This window comes from Streptomyces sp. NPDC057616 (assembly GCF_042800575.1).
In the GTDB taxonomy this organism is placed as follows: domain Bacteria; phylum Actinomycetota; class Actinomycetes; order Streptomycetales; family Streptomycetaceae; genus Streptomyces.
Genome location: NZ_JBHVGU010000038.1, coordinates 54,042 through 70,158, shown reverse-complemented (window position 1 = coordinate 70,158; position 16,117 = coordinate 54,042). Strand labels below are relative to the sequence as shown.

Here is a 16,117-nt window from a genome sequence, read left to right as displayed (position 1 = left end):
GCAGCCGGACAGAGTCTGTCCTGGCGTAACACGAAGCAGGACCGACCGGCGAGGAGTTGAGCCGACCATGCAGTGTCCGAAGTGCCATGCGCCGATGCACACGTACAACCGCAACGGTGTTCAGATCGAGCAGTGCAGCGGTTGCCGAGGGATCTTCCTGGACTACGGCGAGCTGGAGGCGCTGACCCGCCTGGAGGGTCAGTGGTCCCAGCCCGCGCCGCCGCCCCCGGGTGCCCCGCAGGCGTACCCGGCCCCGCACGCGCCCGCCTGGGGCGCCCAGCACGGCGGCGGGCACTACGGCGGCCACCACGGCGGCCACCACCGTCACAAGAGCTTCGGCCACATGCTGTTCTCCAGCTGACCGCCGGACGACGAAGAAGCCCCCGGCCGTACGAGACGGCCGGGGGCTTCGGTGTGTGGACGATACTGGGATTGAACCAGTGACCTCTTCCGTGTCAGGGAAGCGCTCTCCCGCTGAGCTAATCGTCCTCGGGACCACGACCCGCAGGTCGTGGGTGCTGCGTGCGCGATACTGGGATTGAACCAGTGACCTCTTCCGTGTCAGGGAAGCGCTCTCCCGCTGAGCTAATCGCGCGGGGGATCCGAAGATCCGGTGGACGATACTGGGATTGAACCAGTGACCTCTTCCGTGTCAGGGAAGCGCTCTCCCGCTGAGCTAATCGTCCTTGGAGGTGGAGACGGGATTTGAACCCGTGTAGACGGCTTTGCAGGCCGTTGCCTCGCCTCTCGGCCACTCCACCAGGAGTGCGGGGGTCGGGAAGATCCCCTCGATTCCTTCGAGCGGACGACGAGGCTCGAACTCGCGACCTCAACCTTGGCAAGGTTGCGCTCTACCAACTGAGCTACGTCCGCCTGTCGTTTCGGTCCGCTTGCGCGTCCCGGCGACGTGGTGAACTCTAGCGGATTCCGGGGCCAGTACAAAAACGCGTTTGCGCAGCGTGATGCCCTGCACCTGCTCAGGGAGGTGGCGGGGGTCCCCGGACGGTCATGGCCGGGTCACGTTCACGACACCCGCCCTAGACTCGTCTGCGTGCTCGACCTGCCCCCTCTCGCCCGCTTCGGCGACCGCGTCGCCACCGGGCTCCTCGACGTCACCGGCGATCCCGCCGCCCTCGACTCCACCGGCTTCTGGGCCGTCGTGGCGGACTTCGAGGGCACGCTGACCTGCGCCCGCTTCCGGGACGTCCGGGAGGAGCCGGTGCCCGCGCCGGTGCCGGGACGGTGGCGGGGACCGGCCACCGGTGACTGGACGTCCTCGCTCGACCGCGCGGCGTACACGGCCGGCGTGCGCCGCATCCGCGAGCACATCGCGGCCGGCGAGGTCTACCAGGCGAACCTCTGCCGGGTGCTCTCCGCGCCCGTGCCGGCCGACGCCGACGTGGACGCCCTGACCGCCGTGCTGGCGCGCGGCAACCCGGCGCCGTACGCAGGAACGATCCGGCTGCCCGGGCACGGCGTCGAGATAGCCACGGCCTCGCCCGAGCTCTTCCTGCGGCGCGCGGGCCGCGTCGTCGAGTCCGGGCCGATCAAGGGCACCGGGCGCACCGAGGCCGACCTGCTGGACAAGGACTACGCCGAGAACGTGATGATCGTGGATCTGGTCCGCAACGACATCGGGCGGGTCTGCGCGACCGGCAGCGTCACCGTCCCCGACCTGTGCGCCGTGGAGAAGCACCCGGGGCTCGTCCACCTCGTCTCCACCGTCCACGGCGAGCTCGGCGAGGGCGCGGGCTGGCCGGAGCTGCTCGACGCGGCCTTCCCGCCCGGTTCGGTCACCGGCGCCCCCAAGTCCAGCGCCCTGCGGATCATCGACGCCCTGGAGACCGCGCCGCGCGGCCCGTACTGCGGCGGCATCGGCTGGGTCGACGCCGACCGGGGAACCGCCGAGCTGGCCGTCGGCATCCGTACCTTCTGGATCGACCGCGCGCAGGGTGTGCTGCGCTTCGGCACCGGGGCCGGCATCACCTGGGGCTCCGACCCCGAGGCCGAGTGGCGGGAGACCGAGCTGAAGGCGGCCCGGCTGCTCGCGGTAGCGTCGGGGACGTATGCGGTGAGTGGAGAGGGAATCACGACGTGAAGATCTGGCTCGACGGCGGGCTGCAGGACATCGGGACCGCCCGCGTCTCCGTCTTCGACCACGGGCTCACCGTGGGCGACGGCATCTTCGAGACCGTGAAGGCGGTGGACGGCACACCGTTCGCGCTGACCCGGCACCTCGACCGGCTCACCCGCTCCGCGCGCGGCCTCGGCCTGCCCGACCCCGACCACGAGGAGATCCGGCGGGCCTGCGCGGCCGTCCTGGAGGCCAACCCGACGGCCTTCGGCCGGCTGCGCATCACCTACACCGGCGGCCACGGCCCCCTCGGCTCCGACCGCGGCGAGCACGGCCCGACGCTGGTCGTGGCGCTGGGCGAGGCCACCCGCCGCCCCGACTCGACCGCGGTGATCACGGTCCCGTGGACGCGCAACGAACGCGGCGCACTGGCCGGCCTGAAGACGACCTCGTACGCCGAGAACGTCGTCGCCCTCGCGCGGGCCCACCAACACGGCGCGTCCGAGGCCCTGTTCGCGAACACGGTCGGGCAGCTCTGCGAGGGCACCGGCTCCAACGTCTTCGTGGTGCTCGACGGTGAGATCCACACCCCGCCGGTCGCCTCCGGCTGCCTCGCGGGCATCACGCGCGCACTGGTGGCCGAGTGGACCGGCGCCAAGGAGACCGACCTGCCGCTGGACGTCCTGGAGCGCGCCGACGAGGTCTTCCTCACCTCCTCGCTGCGCGACATCCAGGCCGTGCACCGCGTGGACGAACGCGAACTGCCCGGCGCGCCGGGCCCGGTGACCGCCAAGGCCATGCGGACCTTCGCCGAGATGTCCGGGCACGACCAAGATCCGTGAGCGGCCGGGAAAACAGGCTGACACGAGCGGGCGCGGTGGGTAGAACTCCCCTGATGACCACGACCCTGCGGCCGACCGAGCCGCTCCAGCGCGCCGCCGACGGCGCCCGTTCACGCCGCTACCAGGTGTGCGTGAACAGCCGCCCCGTCGGCACCGTCCGCCTCGCCACCCTGCCCCAGTTCGGCGACTCCGTGGCCCGCATCCTCGACCTGCGCATCGAGGAGCCGGACCGCCACCGGGGCCGGGGCACGGTGGCCGCGCTCGCGGCCGAGGAGGTGGCGCGCGGCTGGGGATGCCGGCAGATCGAGGCGCTGGTGCCCGCCGACGCCGAGGCGGCGCTGCGGCTCGTCGGCGCTCTCGGGTACGTCCACCGCAACCGCGGCATGGAGAAGCCGCTCGGCGACGCCCCGCCCGCCCTGCCGTCCGGCAGCCGGGGCCGCCCCATGACCGAGGCCGAGTACGGGACGTGGATCGCCGAGGAGACCGAGGCGTACGCGCGCGTGTGGATCGAGCGGGACGTGCCCGAGGCCGTCGCGCACGAGATGTCGCGGCGCGGCCACGCGACCCTCCTGCCGCAGGGCCTCACCACCGAGGGCATGCTGTTCAGCGTGCTCGAGCACGAGGGCACGCGCGTGGGCACCCTCTGGGTGGCCCTGACCGACGACAAGGCCTACGTCTACGACGTCGAGGCCGACGCGGCCCATCGCGGCCACGGCCACGGCCGTTCGCTGATGCTCCTGGCGGAGGCCCAGGCGATCGCCGCGGGCCGGCGCGTCCTCGGCCTCAACGTGTTCGCCGGCAACACCCCGGCCGAGCGGCTCTACGAGTCACTCGGCTACGAGACGACCCGCCACGTCCTCTACAAGAACCTGCTCTGACGCGGGGACCCACGACGCGGGGCCCCTGCCGGGGCTCATGCGCCCTCGGCGAGCAGCCGGTCCGCGATCTCCCCGACGCGCTCGCGCAGCCCCTCCTGGCTCTTGCTGCCGTCCAGGCGCTCGCCCCCGATGACGTAGGTCGGCGTGCCGGTCACGCCGATCGCCTTGCCCTCGGCCTGGTCGGCGTCGACGATCAGGATGTGCCGGCCGTCGATCAGCGCGGTGTCGAACTCGTCCGCGTCGAGCCCGAGTTCACCGGCCGTGGCGACCAGGAAGGACTCGCCCTTGCGGTCCAGTTCCTCGACCCGCTCCAGCATCGCCTCGACGTAGTCCCAGCCCTTGCCCTGCTCGAAGGCCTCTTCGGCGGCCTGCGCGGCGGCGAAGGCGTGCTTGTGCTTCTCCAGCGGGAAGTGCCGCAGCCGCAGCTCCAGCCGGTCGCCGTAGCGGGCACGCAGGGCGCGCAGGTCCGTGAGGGCGCTGCGGCAGTCGGGGCACTGGAGTTCGCACCAGACCTCGAGCACGGGCACGGCGGACGGCACGGGGGAGGAGTCGCTCATGGCCACAGTCTTCCAGCCCGGCCCCCGGCCGACCCAATCGGACCGGCCCCGCCACCTGCTCCCACGGCCCCGGTCTGCACCCGGAGGTGCGCCCCTGACCGGCACCTGCGGAGGAGCCGACCCGGAGATGTCCCTGATGTCCGCCCGGAGCATGGCCCCGCGGGGGCGGGTCGGTGCAGGATGGAAGGGACGAGCCGCCCGACCGAGCCCTGCCTGGAGGACCGGATGATTGCCGAAACCGTCTGTTCCGCCGTCGCCGCGGCCGGCCTGGGCATCGCGGCCGTCTCGGCGTACCGCAAGCGCTTCCTCTCGGCCGCCCGCATCGCCGCCTACGCGCTGGTGCCCCTCGGCCTGGTGATGACCGGCATCGTGCAGTGGCTGGCGGACACCGCCTTCAGCCCGACGGCCTGGGCCGGCTTCGGCGTGCTCGGCGTCGCCTGGCTGCTGTTCTCCACCACGCGCGCGGTGGAGCGCCGCCGCGGCGGCACCCGCAAGGAGCGCAAGGAGGCTGCCAGGGCCGCGCAGCAGCGCGAGGCGGTCGCCCCGACGGCGTCGGCGCCCTCCCTCGGCCCCGGCACCCGTGCGGCGGGCAAGCCCGCGAGCGCACCCCGCGGCCAGGCCGCGGACGACTTCAGCGACATCGAGGCCATCCTGAAGAAACACGGCATATGACCTGCGCATGACGACTGAAACGACACAGTGGATCAGGTCTGCGCAGCGAAGCGGTCACTACCTGTACCGGACTTCAACCAATCCGGAGAACTGCCGTTCAATCCCTGCGTGTTGATCGCGCGCGGCGTGTCCTCTGCGTCATCATCGCCGCGAGATGCTGGACACGACACAGAGCGATGCCGCGCCGCCGAAGGATGAGCCGCGCGGATGCCTTTTCGCCCTTTCCCAGCCACCGTTGATGATCTTCCTAGCGGTGATCGGGTGTCTGCTCCTCATGGCTGCGCTGCACGACCTGCTGTTGCTGTGAGCCGTACCCGTGGTCCCCGGCGTCACCCGCCGGGGCCACGTCGCAGGCACGGTCCGGCTGTCGGCCCGGGCGTCAGCCCGCAGCCTCCTTGCGCCGCGCCCGGTACGCGGCCACATGCAGCCGGTTTCCGCAGGTGCGGCTGTCGCAGTAGCGCCGCGAGCGGTTGCGGGAGAGGTCGACGAAGGCACGCCGGCAGTCGGGGGCCTCGCACCGGCGCAGCCGCTCCTCCTCGCCGGCCACGACGAAGAAGGCCAGCGCCATCCCGCAGTCGGCCGCGAGGTGATCGGCGACGGAGGCGCCGGGCGCGAAGTAGTGCACGTGCCAGTCGTAGCCGTCGTGGTCCGTCAGCCGCGGCGTGGTGCCCGCGGCGGCGACGAGTTCGTTGATCAGTCCGGCCGCCGTACGGGCCTCCGGCGCCGCGAAGACCGCGGCGAACCGTCCGCGGATCTTGCGCACCGCCGAGAGGTCGAACTCCGAGAGCGTTCCGACGTCACTGATTTCGTGGTTTCGCACGAAGTCCTCGAGAGCCGCGACGTCCGGCAGTGCGTCCGGTGCCGCGCCGTCCTCCGGCGCGGTGTTCACCAGATCCACCACGGTGTCCAGCGCGCACCGCGTGTCGTGGGTGATCAGCACGTTCAGCTCCCTGCCTGGGGGGCGGACGCCCGCCTCATGCTGGCCGATGTTAGTGGCTCCGCGCCCGGCTGCGGGCGGTCGTGCCGCCGGGGTTCTCGCCCCGGGCCCACACACACCGGCGCCGCCCCGCGACGGAATCCGCGGTGGCGGCGCTGATGCGTACCGTATGCAGTTGTGCTGGGCCCGAGCCGTCACCCCGAGTCGACGGCGCCGGGCGGCTTCGAGTGCCTCGCCCCTAGCTCTCCGCCAGGATGTGCGACAGCTCCTGATCGAGATCGAAGTGCCGATGTTCCGTGCCGGGAGGCACGGCGGCGTCTGTTCGCTTCAGGAAGGACTCCAGTGCCCGCGCCGGGGCTTCCAGCAGTGCCTCGCCCTCCGGAGAGCTCAGGGCGATGCACACGACGCCCTGACCGTGACTGCGCGACGGCCAGACTCGGACGTCGCCGGTGCCCGTCGGCCGGTGGAGGCCTTCCGCGAGGAGGTCGCGGGCGAACACCCACTCGACGGTCTCCTCGGCTCCGGTGTGGAAGGTGGCGTGCACGGCGTAGGGGTCGGCCGTGTCGTACCGCAGGCCTGCGGGGACAGGCAGGGAGGACTCGCTCGACACAACGAGGCGCAGGTGCAGCTCGCAGCTGACCGTGGTGTTCATAAGCGCCAGGGCCTTTCGCTCAGTGTGCGCTCGGGGATTCGCACGTCGGCGAAATCGACATGCCACCTACGGTGCCGTTGTAAACCCCTCTGAGTGTTTTGCGTGTCTTTACGTAACTCTTCCGGCCGAGAGTCCGTTCGCGCGGTACGGCCATTCCGGTGACTGGTTCTCGTTGCGTAAAGTAAGGTAAAGTTTGGCCGCATGAATACGGGGAGTGACGGCATCGAAGGTGGGCCGGGCGAGGTCGTCGTGGTGGACGAAGCGAACACGGGCGGGGTGGACAAGGCGGACGCCGACGGCGCGAAGGCCGAGGGCGCGCAGAGCGACGAGGGGCTCGGCTCCCGGGCGCCCGCGTTCATCAAGCGGCGCCGCGCGCTCCATCTGAGCTGGCAGGTCGGCGTCTTCGTGATCGGCCTCGCGGTGGTGGCCGCCGGCATCGTGATGCTGCCGCTGCCCGGACCCGGCTGGGTCGTGATCTTCGGCGGCATGGCGATCTGGGCGACCGAGTTCGTCTGGGCCCAGCTCGTGCTGCGCTGGACGAAACGCAAGGTGACCGAGGCGGCCCAGCGCGCCCTCGATCCCAAGGTGCGGCGCCGCAACATCACGCTCACGGTGATCGGCCTGGTGATCGTGGGCGTCCTCGCCGGCATCTACCTCTACAAGTTCGGCTTCGCGATGCCCTGGAACATCGAGAACCAGTGAGCGGCGGGACCGGGGGCGGTGCCGTGCGCCGCGGGCTCCCGCCGGTCACAGGCACCCCCTGACATGGGGTAATCTTCTACCTGCGCCCGGGCGATTAGCTCAGTGGGAGAGCGCTTCGTTCACACCGAAGAGGTCACTGGTTCGAACCCAGTATCGCCCACCCGGACCGACGGCCCGTCTGCGAGAGCAGGCGGGCCGTCGGCGTAGGAGAACGCTGTCCACGGATTCCGGGCCGGGCTTTCCGTCCGGGCGGCCCCGGTGGCTTCCGGCCGGACAACCTCCTTGTACGGGGCATCAGTTGGCGTTCGGCCCGTCGGCCGCGTGAGCCTCACCTGCGGTAACACCTCTTGTGCGGGGGGCCTTTGCGCCGGTGTGCCGCCGGCTCGCCGGCGGGGGCCGTGAGAAATTCCTGTCCGAATCATTGACGCACCTCCGGGCCCTCCGTAACTTGTGCCAGCAAGCGCTTACTTGAAACGATTCATGCAGGTGCGACGATGCCGGGGAGGGCCCGACAGTGGGAACCAGAAGGAATGTCGACAGGCGCACGATCCTGAAGGCCGCCGGGGCCTCCGCGGCCACGCTGGGGCTGGCCGCGACGACCGGGTGTGGGGGCGACAGCGGCACGTCGGCCGACGGGACGGTGACGATCCGTTACTCGTGGTGGGGTGCCGACGAGCGCGCCAAGAAGATCAACCGGACGGTCGCGCTCTTCGAGAAGAAGTACCCGAAGATCAAGGTGAAGACGGACTTCCAGGACTACGCGTCATTCTGGGAGAAGTTCCAGACGCAGGCCTCGGGCGGAAATCCCCCGGACGTTTTCCAAAACGCCGTCACTTTCCTTAGGAAGTACGACAAGAGAAGCGTTCTGCTCGACCTCGGGTCGCAGATCGACGCGGGCAATCTCAGCCTCGACAACTTCCGCGCGGGTGTCACCAAGGTCGGCCAGGTCGACGGCAAGCAGCTCGGCGTCCCCGTCGGCTCCAACACCATGGCGCTGGTCATCGACAAGAAGCTCTACCGGAAGGCGGGGGTCGAGCCGGCGACCGGCTGGACCTGGGACGACTACTTCAAGGCCCTCAAGACCATCCACGACAGGACCAAGGTGGCGGGGGACACGGGCTACTTCAGCATCATGTACCTGTACGACCTGTACCTGCGGCAGAACGGAAAGGCGTTCTACACCAAGGACGGGCTCGGTTTCGACAAGGCCGATCTGACGGAGTGGTGGCAGGACGGCTACAACCGCGTGAAGGCCGGGCTCGTCACCGACCCCAAGATCGTCGCGCAGGACACACCCAAGTCCTCGCTCTCCGCCGGGCACGGGGCGTCGGAATTCACCTGGGACAACTTCACGGTCCGCTACTCCGCCGAGGGCGACAGCGAGTACGGCCTCGCGCCCATCCCGACCATGGACGGCAAGCACACCGGCCAGTACCTGGCCTCCCTGATGCTGAGCGCCTCCGCGCGCACCTCGCATCCCAAGGAGGTCGCCCAGTTCATCGACTTCATGGTCCACGACCCCGAGGTCGGCAAGATCATGGGCTACGACCGCGGCATCCTCGCCTCCACCGAGCAGTACGACGCCTTCGAGCCGACCGACACGGTCAACAAGGAGATCGCGCGGTACGAGGCCGACACCGCGAAGGCGGGCGTCCTCGGCACGATCACCCCGCACCCCTCCGGCGCCGACACCATCGAGGCCGCCTTCCTGCGCATCGGCGGCGACCTGGGCCTGGGCAAGGTCAAGACGTCCGATGCGGTCAAGCAGTTCTTCGACGAGTCGCAGGCCGCCTTCGAGGCCTGACCGGACCTGACGGAACCGATGGGGAAGCACGATGACGCTCGTCAAGGACTCACCGCCCGCCACCCGTAAGGCCGGCTCCCCCGCCCCCGCCGCCGGCCGGCGGCGGGGGCGGCGGGAGAACCTCGCCGGCTATCTCTTCATGTCCCCGTGGATCGCGGGCTTCCTGCTGCTGACCGCGGGTCCCATGGTCGCCTCGCTCTGGTTCGCGTTCACCGACTACAACCTCTTCAACAGCCCCAAGTGGATCGGGCTCGACAACTTCACCCGGATGTTCGACGATCCGCGGTGGCAGAAGTCGGTCGAGGTGACCGCGAAGTACGTCGTCATCGGCACCCCGCTGAAGTTGCTGCTCGCTCTCGGGGTCGCGCTGCTGCTCGCCCAGAGCCGGCGCGGACAGGCCTTCTACCGGGCCGCGTTCTACGCCCCCTCGCTGATCGGCGCGAGCGTCTCCGTCGCCTTCGTCTGGCGGTCGCTCTTCTCCGACAACGCCGTCGTCGACCGTACGATGTCGCTCTTCGGCGTCCATGCCGGCGGCTGGGTCGGCAACCCCGACTGGATCCTGTACTGCCTGGTCGCGCTCACCGTCTGGCAGTTCGGCGCGCCCATGGTCATCTTCCTCGCGGGTCTCAAACAGGTGCCGAAGGAGCTGTACGAGGCCGCCGAGCTGGACGGCGCCGGGGCGTTCCGCACGTTCTGGAGCGTCACGCTGCCGATGATCTCGCCGGTGCTGTTCTTCAACGTCCTGCTGGAGACCATCCACTCGTTCCAGATCTTCGGCTCGGCCTACGTCGTCTCCAACACGTACTGCGGTCCGGCCGACGCCACGCTCGTCTACACCTGCTACCTCTACCAGCAGGGCTTCAAGAACGCCCAGATGGGCTTCGCCTCCGCGATGGCCTGGATGCTGCTGGTCGCCGTGGCCCTGGTGACCGCGGTCCTGTTCTGGTCGCAGAAGAAGTGGGTGCACTACGAGAACGACGCGGAGGGCGCCCGATGAGCGCGACGGCCACCAAACCCCTGTCCCTGAGCCGCAGGCGGACCGGCTCGCTGGTGTGGCACCTCGGCTCGCTGCTGGTCCTCGCGGTCGTCCTGTATCCCGTGGTGTGGGTGGTCGGCGCGTCGTTCAAGCCGAGCAAGGACATCATCAACAGCCTGCAGCTGTTCCCCGCGCATCCGATCCTGGACAACTTCAAGGGCCTGGCCGACGGGATCGCCGACATCTCGATCTGGACCTTCTTCCAGAACTCGCTGCTCTACGCGGGCGGAGCCGTCGTCGGCATCCTCGTCTCCTGCTCGCTGACCGCGTACGCCTTCGCCAAGATCCGCTTCACGGGCCGCAATCTGCTGTTCTCGCTGATGATCGGCACGCTCCTGCTGCCGTACCACGTGCTGCTGATCCCGCAGTACGTGATGTTCCAGAAGCTGGAGCTGATCAACACCTACGTACCGCTGCTGCTGGGCAAGTACCTGGCCACCGAGGCGTTCTTCGTCTTCCTCATGGTGCAGTTCATGCGCAACCTGCCCAGGGAACTGGACGAGGCCGCGCGCCTCGACGGCTGCGGGCACCTGAGGATCTACTGGTCGATCGTGCTGCCGCTGTGCCGGCCCGCGCTCATCACCAGCGCCATCTTCACCTTCATCAACGCCTGGAACGACTTCATGGGCCCGCTGATCTACCTCAACGAGCCCGGCAAGTACACCGTGTCCCTCGGCATGATGATGTTCCGCGACTCCGACGGCGTCGCGTCCAACTACGGCGGCCTGATCGCTATGTCGCTGGTCGCGCTGCTGCCCGTCCTGCTGTTCTTCCTCGCCTTCCAGCGCTATCTGATCGACGGCATGGCGACCTCCGGACTGAAGGGCTGAGGGGGTCACCGTGGCCCGGGCGCGTGTGAAGGCACGTAGCGAATCCGTCCTCGCCGAGCGGTTCGGCGTCTTCGCCGAGTGCCTGCTGACGGGGGTGTGGATCGCCGTCGCCTCCGGCGGTGTGGTGACCTACCCGGCCGCCTTCGCCGCCGGCGCACGCCATCTGCGTCGGCGCACGGCCCATCAGGGCGGTGGCCTGAGGGAGTTCACCGCGGACTTCCGTACCGCCGTGCGGCGCGGGTGGGCCGTCGGGCTCGCCGGGTGGGGCGCCGTAGCGCTGGTCTGGGTTGACGTCCAGGCGGTGCGCACCGGGCTGCCCGGTGGGCCGCTCGCCGGGGCCGTCGGGCTGTTCGCGCTGATCGGGGCCGCCGTGGCGGGGCTGCGCGCCGCGGCGGTCTGGGCGCCGGGGGAGCGGTGGCGGGCGCTGCTCGCCGACGCAGGCCGCCGTACCGTGCTCGATCCGGCCGGGTCCTTCCTGATCGTCGGCGGGCTGGCGCTGGTCGCCCTGTCCGCCTGGTTCGTCCTGCCGCTCGCGGTCCCCGTCCTGGGGGCCGTGGCGGCGGCGGCCGTCGCCGTGGAGGAGCGCCACCGGCGCCGTTGACGAACGGTGCCCGCGTATCGGGTCGGCGCCCTGGGCGCTACCCCTCTGCCTGTCATGACCCTGACCAGATGCAAGGAACCACGCTTCCCGCACGGAAAGGAAAGGCTGGACTCTCATGTCTCCCGTCCCCCGCAGATCCCTCCTCAAGGCGGCCGCCGTCGCCGGAGCCGCCGCGCAGTTCGGCTGGGCCCTAGGAGCCAAGGAGGCGCAGGCCGCACCACGAGCCGAGGCCGCCGACGCCGACCCCGTCACCCTGGACTGGCTGGAGGACGGCGGCCTCGGCGCCGCCCCCGGTTCGACGGTGGGTGTGCCCTGGCCCAAGGGCGCCTACCGGCCCGACCAGGCGTTCGCGCTCACGGACGCCGACGGCAGGGCCGTCCCCGTGCAGTCGTGGCCCATCGCCTACTGGCCCGACGGCTCCCTCAAGTGGTCGGCGCACGCGGTGAGTTCGGGCTCGGGCAAGCTGACGCTCGCCGCCGGCGACGCGGCCGCCCCCGACCAGAAGGTCACCGTCGACCGGAGCGGCGGCACCATCGACGTCTCCACCGGCGTCATCACCGCGAAGATCGCCAGGAACGGCTCCACGATCGTCAAGTCGGTCACCCGCGGCTCGACCGAGATCGCCAGGAACGGCCGGCTCGTCCTGATCCGCCAGCCCGAGATCGAGGACGAGGACCAGGGCACGGTGCGGACCGAGCGCTTCGACGGGGTGATCGGCGAGGTCACCGTCGAGCAGGACGGACCGGTGCGGGCCGTGGTCCGCATCGACGGCAAGCACCGCAAGGGCGACCGGAGTCGGCTGCCGTTCTCGATCCGGCTGTACTTCTACGCCGGGGCCGACTCCTTCCGCATGGTGCACACCATCACCTACGACGGCACGCAGGAGCCCGGCAAGGCGAGCGGCGACTTCGTCCGCGGCCTCGGCGTCCGCTTCACCGTGCCGATGCGGGACGCCGCCTACGACCGGCACATCCGCATCGGCGGCGAGGGCACCGGCCTGCTGCGGGAGGCCGTACGGGGCATCACCGGCCTGCGCCGCGACCCGGGCGCGGCCGTGCAGGCGGCGCAGTACGCGGGGCAGAAGCTGCCCGATCCGTCCACCTGGGACCAGCGCGTGACGACCCGGCTGCAGTACATCCCCGAGTGGGGCGACTACACCCTCGCCCAGCTCTCCGCCGACGGCTTCACCCTGCGCAAGCGCACCAGGAAGGGCTACGGCTGGATCGGCGCGGGCGGCGGCGGGCGGGCCTCCGGCTTCGGCTACGTCGGCGGCGTGAGCGGCGGACTCTCCTTCGGACTGCGGGACTTCTGGGAGAAGCACCCGGCCCAGCTCGACATCCGCGACGCCCACACCGACGCGGCCGAGGTCACCCTCTGGCTCTGGTCGCCGCAGGCCCAGCCCATGGACCTGCGCTTCTACCACGACGGCATGGGGCAGGACACGTACGCGAAGCAGCTCGAAGGCCTCGAGATCACCTACGAGGACTACGAGCCGGAGTTCGGCAGCCCCTACGGCATCGCCCGCACTTCCGAACTCCTCTTCTGGGCCGACGAGTCGACGCCTGCCCCGGAGACGCTCGCCCGGCAGGTGGAGGCGGTGAGGGTGCTGCCGCAGCTCGCCGCGCCGCCCCGGCAGCTCATCAGGGCCAAGGTCTTCGGCCCCGGGCTCTACGCGGAGCCCGACCGGTCCACCGCGGCCAAGGCGAAGATCGAGGACCACCTCGACTTCCTCTTCACCTACTACAAGGACCAGGTGGAGCAACGCCGTTGGTACGGCTTCTGGGACTACGGCGACTTCATGCACACCTACGACACCGTGCGCCACCAGTGGCGTTACGACATCGGCGGCTACGCCTGGGACAACTCCGAGCTGTCGCCGGACCTGTGGCTCTGGTTCGCCTACCTCCGCTCCGGCCGCGCGGACATCTTCCGCTTCGCCGAGGCCCTGACCCGGCACACGGGCGAGGTCGACGTCTACCACCTGGGCAAGTGGGTGGGCCTGGGCACCCGGCACGGTGTGCAGCACTTCGCCGACAGCGCCAAGCAGCAGCGCATCGCCAACACGACCTACCGGCGCTACTACTACTTCCTCACCGCGGACGAACGGGTCGGCGACCTCATGCACGCCAACGTCGACTCGGACGAGACGTTCCTGGTCCTCGACCCCCTGCGCAAGGTGCGCACCGATCCCTACACCCCGGACCGGCACGCCCTGTCGATCGGCTTCGGCACCGACTGGAGCGGTCTGGTGTCGGCCTGGCTGACCGAGTGGGAGCGCAAGGGCCCGAAGTGGGAGAAGGCCAGAGCCCGGGTGCTGTCGACGATGGAGGGCATCGCCGCGCAGCCCAACGGCTTCGTGCAGGGCAGCGGGCTGTACGACCTCGACACCGGCAGGTTCGCCGTCGCCGACAAACCCGTGGTCTCCGTGTCCCACCTCTCGGCCGTCTTCGGCCTCAACGAGCTGTGCGCCGAGCTGATCGACCTGGTCGACATGCCCGCCTTCGACGAGGCGTACTTCGACTACTGCCGCTACTTCAACGCCACCAAGGCCGAGCAGGCGGCGCGCTACGGGACCAGCTTCGGCACCCTGCTGCTCTTCCAGGGCCACTCGCGCCTCGACGCGTACGCCGCCGTCAAGACCGGCGACGAGACGCTCGCCCGGCGCGCGTGGACCAAGTTCTACGACTCCGACGGCTACAAGGAGTCCTCGCCTTGGAAGACGGAGAAGCTGAGCGGTCCCCTCACCCTGGTCGCGGGCAGCGAGGCCGCATGGGTGTCGTCCAACGACACCGCGCTGTACGGCCTCGCCGCCATCGAGAACCTGGCTTTGCTGGGCGACAGGATGCCCTGACTTCCTTACTGCTCAGAGCCCTTTCTGCTCATAGCCCTTGAGTGGACGTCAGCTCATCCTCCCCAGGACCTCCCGCACCCGTCGGACATCCCGGATGCGCTGCTCGTACGTCGCGCCGAGTGCGAGCAGCAGGAGTCCGGCGAGGGCGGGAGGCACCCAGCGGGGGAGTGCGCCGGTCATCTGGACCAGATACGGGGCGAGTTCGTGCAGGGTGTCCAGCACGAGCACCGAGCCACCGAGCACGAGGGGTGCCCGCAGGCGGTGCCGGGCGCCGAGCAGGGTGAGCAGCAGCGCCGCCGCGCCCAGCAGCAGGGGGCGCGCCCAGTGCGGGTCGTGCCAGGCCGCGACGAGGCTGGGCAGCAGGGTGGCGGCGAGCCCCGGGCCGTAGGCGGTCCAGGACGGGACCTGCGGATCACGGTGCCTGCGCCAGGCGCCGACGCACAGCGCCGGGACGGTGACCGGGAGCGTGTACGCCTCGACCGTGCCGACCTCCCACGAAAACAGCCGCACCCAACTGGCCAGCACGAACAGGACGGCGGCGACGTAGCCGGCGAACCGGCGGTCGGGCCGCACCGCCGTGCCGGCCGCGATCACGCCGCACAGCGCGAGCACCAGGGCGAGCATCGGCAGGTCGGTGATCGCGAGGCAGACGGCGAGCAACCCCGCGACGGCGCCGGTCACTTCGGCCGGCACGCGCGCGTGGGGCCCGTCCAGACGCGGTGCGGCCAGGGCCGCGCACAGCGGGACGGCCAGGATCAGCAGCGCCGTGTGCTGGACCTGCCAGCCCGCCGCCGCACCCGCCGCGCAGGCGAGCGCGGCGCCGTGGACGAGCGAGGCGGGGACGGTGAAGGGCGCCAGGTGCGGCCGCACCGAGGCGGCCGCACAGGCTGCCGTCAGGACGGACAGTACGGTGAGCGTGGCCGTCTGGGAGGCCAGGGAGAGGAACGCGAGCGGGACCGAGCCGCCGAGGGCGAGCGCGGTGGTGGTCGCGGGCAGGAAGCGGAAGGCCGCCGTCGCGAGGGCCGCGACGGTCGCCGCGCCCTGCAGCAACAGGGCTGCGGTGCAGGGGAGCCGGAAGGCGGCCGGCGCCGCCATGACCGCCGCCCAGACCAGGCAGGTCGCGCCGCTCCGCGCCCAGGTCCGCCGGGCCTCGTCCCGCACCAGGAAGACCGCCACGGCCGCGACGGCCACCGGGCCCAGCAGCAGTTGCCACGGGTACGCCGGCCACGGTGTGTGGAGGGTCACCGCGGCCCGCGCGTCGGACGGCGCGCCGGACCACGGGTCGGCGGCCAGGCCCAGCGGACCCACCAGCGCCACCGCGAGGAGCGGCAGCGCACACGTCACGGCAGCCGCCTGCACGGCGCCTGATGCCTGTACGGCACCCTGCCGTACGACCTCGGGGAGCCGGGTCCGCATCGCCGCCGGCAGGGCGGCACCGCAGACCAGGTACCCCGGCACGGTCCATCCCCCGGGCAGCGCCGCCCGCAGCACACCGCCCGCCGCGGCGACCACCAGCAGCCAGCCCGCCACGGCGTTGAGCGTCGGCACCGCCGGGCTCGGCAGCCGCCAGGCCGCGCCCAGCGCGATCGCCGCGGCGAGGAGGAGGAGCGGCACCGCACAGGGAGCGGTGTTCTGGGAGGCCTCTCCCCCCGCGGGCACGCAGCGCGCCCAGACACCCCAA

16 protein-coding genes and 6 tRNA genes are annotated in these 16,117 nt (G+C 70.8%); 13 read left to right on the top strand and 9 right to left on the bottom strand.

Going from position 1 to position 16,117, the window contains the following annotated elements:
- The first annotated feature begins 67 nt into the window (after window positions 1-67).
- Window positions 68-361, top strand: coding sequence for a zf-TFIIB domain-containing protein (locus ACFU97_RS36365; RefSeq protein ID WP_384265031.1), 294 nt, complete (start codon window positions 68-70; stop codon window positions 359-361).
- Window positions 362-417: 56 nt separating this feature from the next.
- Here the strand turns inward: ACFU97_RS36365 and ACFU97_RS36360 are convergent.
- The 5 genes from ACFU97_RS36360 to ACFU97_RS36340 form a co-directional block, all read right to left on the bottom strand.
- A tRNA-Val gene (locus ACFU97_RS36360) sits at window positions 418-489 on the bottom strand.
- A 34-nt stretch (window positions 490-523) separates the two neighbouring features.
- A tRNA-Val gene (locus ACFU97_RS36355) sits at window positions 524-595 on the bottom strand.
- Between the two features lie 19 nt (window positions 596-614).
- A tRNA-Val gene (locus tag ACFU97_RS36350) sits at window positions 615-686 on the bottom strand.
- Window position 687: 1 nt separating this feature from the next.
- Window positions 688-761, bottom strand: a tRNA-Cys gene (locus tag ACFU97_RS36345).
- Between the two features lie 39 nt (window positions 762-800).
- Window positions 801-873, bottom strand: a tRNA-Gly gene (locus ACFU97_RS36340).
- A gap of 178 nt (window positions 874-1,051) precedes the next feature.
- Here ACFU97_RS36340 and ACFU97_RS36335 point away from each other — a divergent pair.
- From ACFU97_RS36335 to ACFU97_RS36325, 3 genes are read left to right on the top strand one after another with little or no spacing between them, the layout of a single operon-like run.
- Window positions 1,052-2,098, top strand: coding sequence for a chorismate-binding protein (locus ACFU97_RS36335; RefSeq protein WP_384265030.1), 1,047 nt, complete (start codon window positions 1,052-1,054; stop codon window positions 2,096-2,098).
- Window positions 2,095-2,916, top strand: coding sequence for an aminotransferase class IV (locus ACFU97_RS36330; protein WP_384265029.1), 822 nt, complete (start codon window positions 2,095-2,097; stop codon window positions 2,914-2,916). The genes ACFU97_RS36335 and ACFU97_RS36330 overlap by 4 nt, the downstream gene beginning before the upstream one ends.
- Before the next feature lie 53 nt (window positions 2,917-2,969).
- A complete protein-coding gene (locus ACFU97_RS36325) occupies window positions 2,970-3,794 on the top strand; it encodes a GNAT family N-acetyltransferase (RefSeq protein ID WP_384265027.1) in 825 nt (274 codons plus the stop codon).
- 35 nt (window positions 3,795-3,829) lie between these two features.
- Here ACFU97_RS36325 and ACFU97_RS36320 read toward each other — a convergent pair whose 3' ends face one another.
- Window positions 3,830-4,351 carry a DsbA family protein gene (locus ACFU97_RS36320; protein ID WP_384265026.1) on the bottom strand — a complete coding sequence of 174 codons (522 nt, stop codon included), beginning with the start codon at window positions 4,349-4,351 and terminating at the stop codon, window positions 3,830-3,832.
- 225 nt (window positions 4,352-4,576) lie between these two features.
- On the opposite strand from ACFU97_RS36320, the gene ACFU97_RS36315 reads away from it, so the two are divergent.
- The gene (locus ACFU97_RS36315) at window positions 4,577-5,023 is read left to right on the top strand and encodes a hypothetical protein (protein WP_384265024.1); all 447 of its coding nucleotides are present in this window, start codon (window positions 4,577-4,579) and stop codon (window positions 5,021-5,023) included.
- 154 nt (window positions 5,024-5,177) lie between these two features.
- Window positions 5,178-5,330, top strand: coding sequence for a hypothetical protein (locus tag ACFU97_RS36310; protein WP_164932292.1), 153 nt, complete (start codon window positions 5,178-5,180; stop codon window positions 5,328-5,330).
- 72 nt (window positions 5,331-5,402) lie between these two features.
- Here the strand turns inward: ACFU97_RS36310 and ACFU97_RS36305 are convergent, their stop codons facing one another.
- A complete protein-coding gene (locus tag ACFU97_RS36305) occupies window positions 5,403-5,963 on the bottom strand; it encodes a CGNR zinc finger domain-containing protein (RefSeq protein WP_384265023.1) in 561 nt (186 codons plus the stop codon).
- Between the two features lie 235 nt (window positions 5,964-6,198).
- The gene (locus ACFU97_RS36300) at window positions 6,199-6,612 is read right to left on the bottom strand and encodes an SsgA family sporulation/cell division regulator (protein WP_004002642.1); all 414 of its coding nucleotides are present in this window, start codon (window positions 6,610-6,612) and stop codon (window positions 6,199-6,201) included.
- Window positions 6,613-6,813: 201 nt separating this feature from the next.
- On the opposite strand from ACFU97_RS36300, the gene ACFU97_RS36295 reads away from it, so the two are divergent.
- The 7 genes from ACFU97_RS36295 (at window position 6,814) to ACFU97_RS36265 (ending at window position 14,436) form a co-directional block, all read left to right on the top strand.
- Entirely contained in the window at window positions 6,814-7,314 is a 501-nt protein-coding gene (locus ACFU97_RS36295; RefSeq protein ID WP_384265022.1) for a TIGR02611 family protein, read from the top strand.
- A gap of 88 nt (window positions 7,315-7,402) precedes the next feature.
- Window positions 7,403-7,474: transfer RNA gene (locus ACFU97_RS36290), tRNA-Val, on the top strand.
- A 354-nt stretch (window positions 7,475-7,828) separates the two neighbouring features.
- On the top strand, window positions 7,829-9,118 hold the full coding sequence (locus tag ACFU97_RS36285; RefSeq protein WP_384265020.1) for an ABC transporter substrate-binding protein: 1,290 nt from the start codon (window positions 7,829-7,831) through the stop codon (window positions 9,116-9,118).
- A gap of 31 nt (window positions 9,119-9,149) precedes the next feature.
- On the top strand, window positions 9,150-10,115 hold the full coding sequence (locus ACFU97_RS36280) for a carbohydrate ABC transporter permease (protein WP_384265018.1): 966 nt from the start codon (window positions 9,150-9,152) through the stop codon (window positions 10,113-10,115).
- A complete protein-coding gene (locus ACFU97_RS36275; protein ID WP_384265017.1) occupies window positions 10,112-10,984 on the top strand; it encodes a carbohydrate ABC transporter permease in 873 nt (290 codons plus the stop codon). The genes ACFU97_RS36280 and ACFU97_RS36275 overlap by 4 nt, the downstream gene beginning before the upstream one ends.
- A 10-nt stretch (window positions 10,985-10,994) precedes the next feature.
- Window positions 10,995-11,585, top strand: coding sequence for a hypothetical protein (locus ACFU97_RS36270; protein WP_384265016.1), 591 nt, complete (start codon window positions 10,995-10,997; stop codon window positions 11,583-11,585).
- Window positions 11,586-11,700: 115 nt separating this feature from the next.
- Window positions 11,701-14,436, top strand: a complete 2,736-nt coding sequence (locus ACFU97_RS36265; protein WP_384265014.1) for a Tat pathway signal sequence domain protein — start codon at window positions 11,701-11,703, stop codon at window positions 14,434-14,436.
- A gap of 48 nt (window positions 14,437-14,484) precedes the next feature.
- Here ACFU97_RS36265 and ACFU97_RS36260 read toward each other — a convergent pair.
- On the bottom strand, window positions 14,485-16,117 hold a 1,633-nt coding region (locus ACFU97_RS36260), incomplete at its 5' end, for an SCO7613 C-terminal domain-containing membrane protein (RefSeq protein ID WP_384265013.1).

Bases quoted from the DNA above. Each gene is read 5' to 3' on its own strand.
- ACFU97_RS36365 (WP_384265031.1), top strand. From the start codon at position 68: ATGCAGTGTCCGAAGTGCCATGCGCCGATGCACACGTACAACCGCAAC.
- ACFU97_RS36325 (WP_384265027.1), top strand. From the start codon at position 2,970: ATGACCACGACCCTGCGGCCGACCGAGCCGCTCCAGCGCGCCGCCGAC.
- ACFU97_RS36320 (WP_384265026.1), bottom strand. From the start codon at position 4,351: ATGAGCGACTCCTCCCCCGTGCCGTCCGCCGTGCCCGTGCTCGAGGTC.
- ACFU97_RS36315 (WP_384265024.1), top strand. From the start codon at position 4,577: ATGATTGCCGAAACCGTCTGTTCCGCCGTCGCCGCGGCCGGCCTGGGC.
- ACFU97_RS36310 (WP_164932292.1), top strand. From the start codon at position 5,178: ATGCTGGACACGACACAGAGCGATGCCGCGCCGCCGAAGGATGAGCCG.
- ACFU97_RS36300 (WP_004002642.1), bottom strand. From the start codon at position 6,612: ATGAACACCACGGTCAGCTGCGAGCTGCACCTGCGCCTCGTTGTGTCG.
- ACFU97_RS36295 (WP_384265022.1), top strand. From the start codon at position 6,814: ATGAATACGGGGAGTGACGGCATCGAAGGTGGGCCGGGCGAGGTCGTC.
- ACFU97_RS36280 (WP_384265018.1), top strand. From the start codon at position 9,150: ATGACGCTCGTCAAGGACTCACCGCCCGCCACCCGTAAGGCCGGCTCC.
- ACFU97_RS36275 (WP_384265017.1), top strand. From the start codon at position 10,112: ATGAGCGCGACGGCCACCAAACCCCTGTCCCTGAGCCGCAGGCGGACC.
- ACFU97_RS36265 (WP_384265014.1), top strand. From the start codon at position 11,701: ATGTCTCCCGTCCCCCGCAGATCCCTCCTCAAGGCGGCCGCCGTCGCC.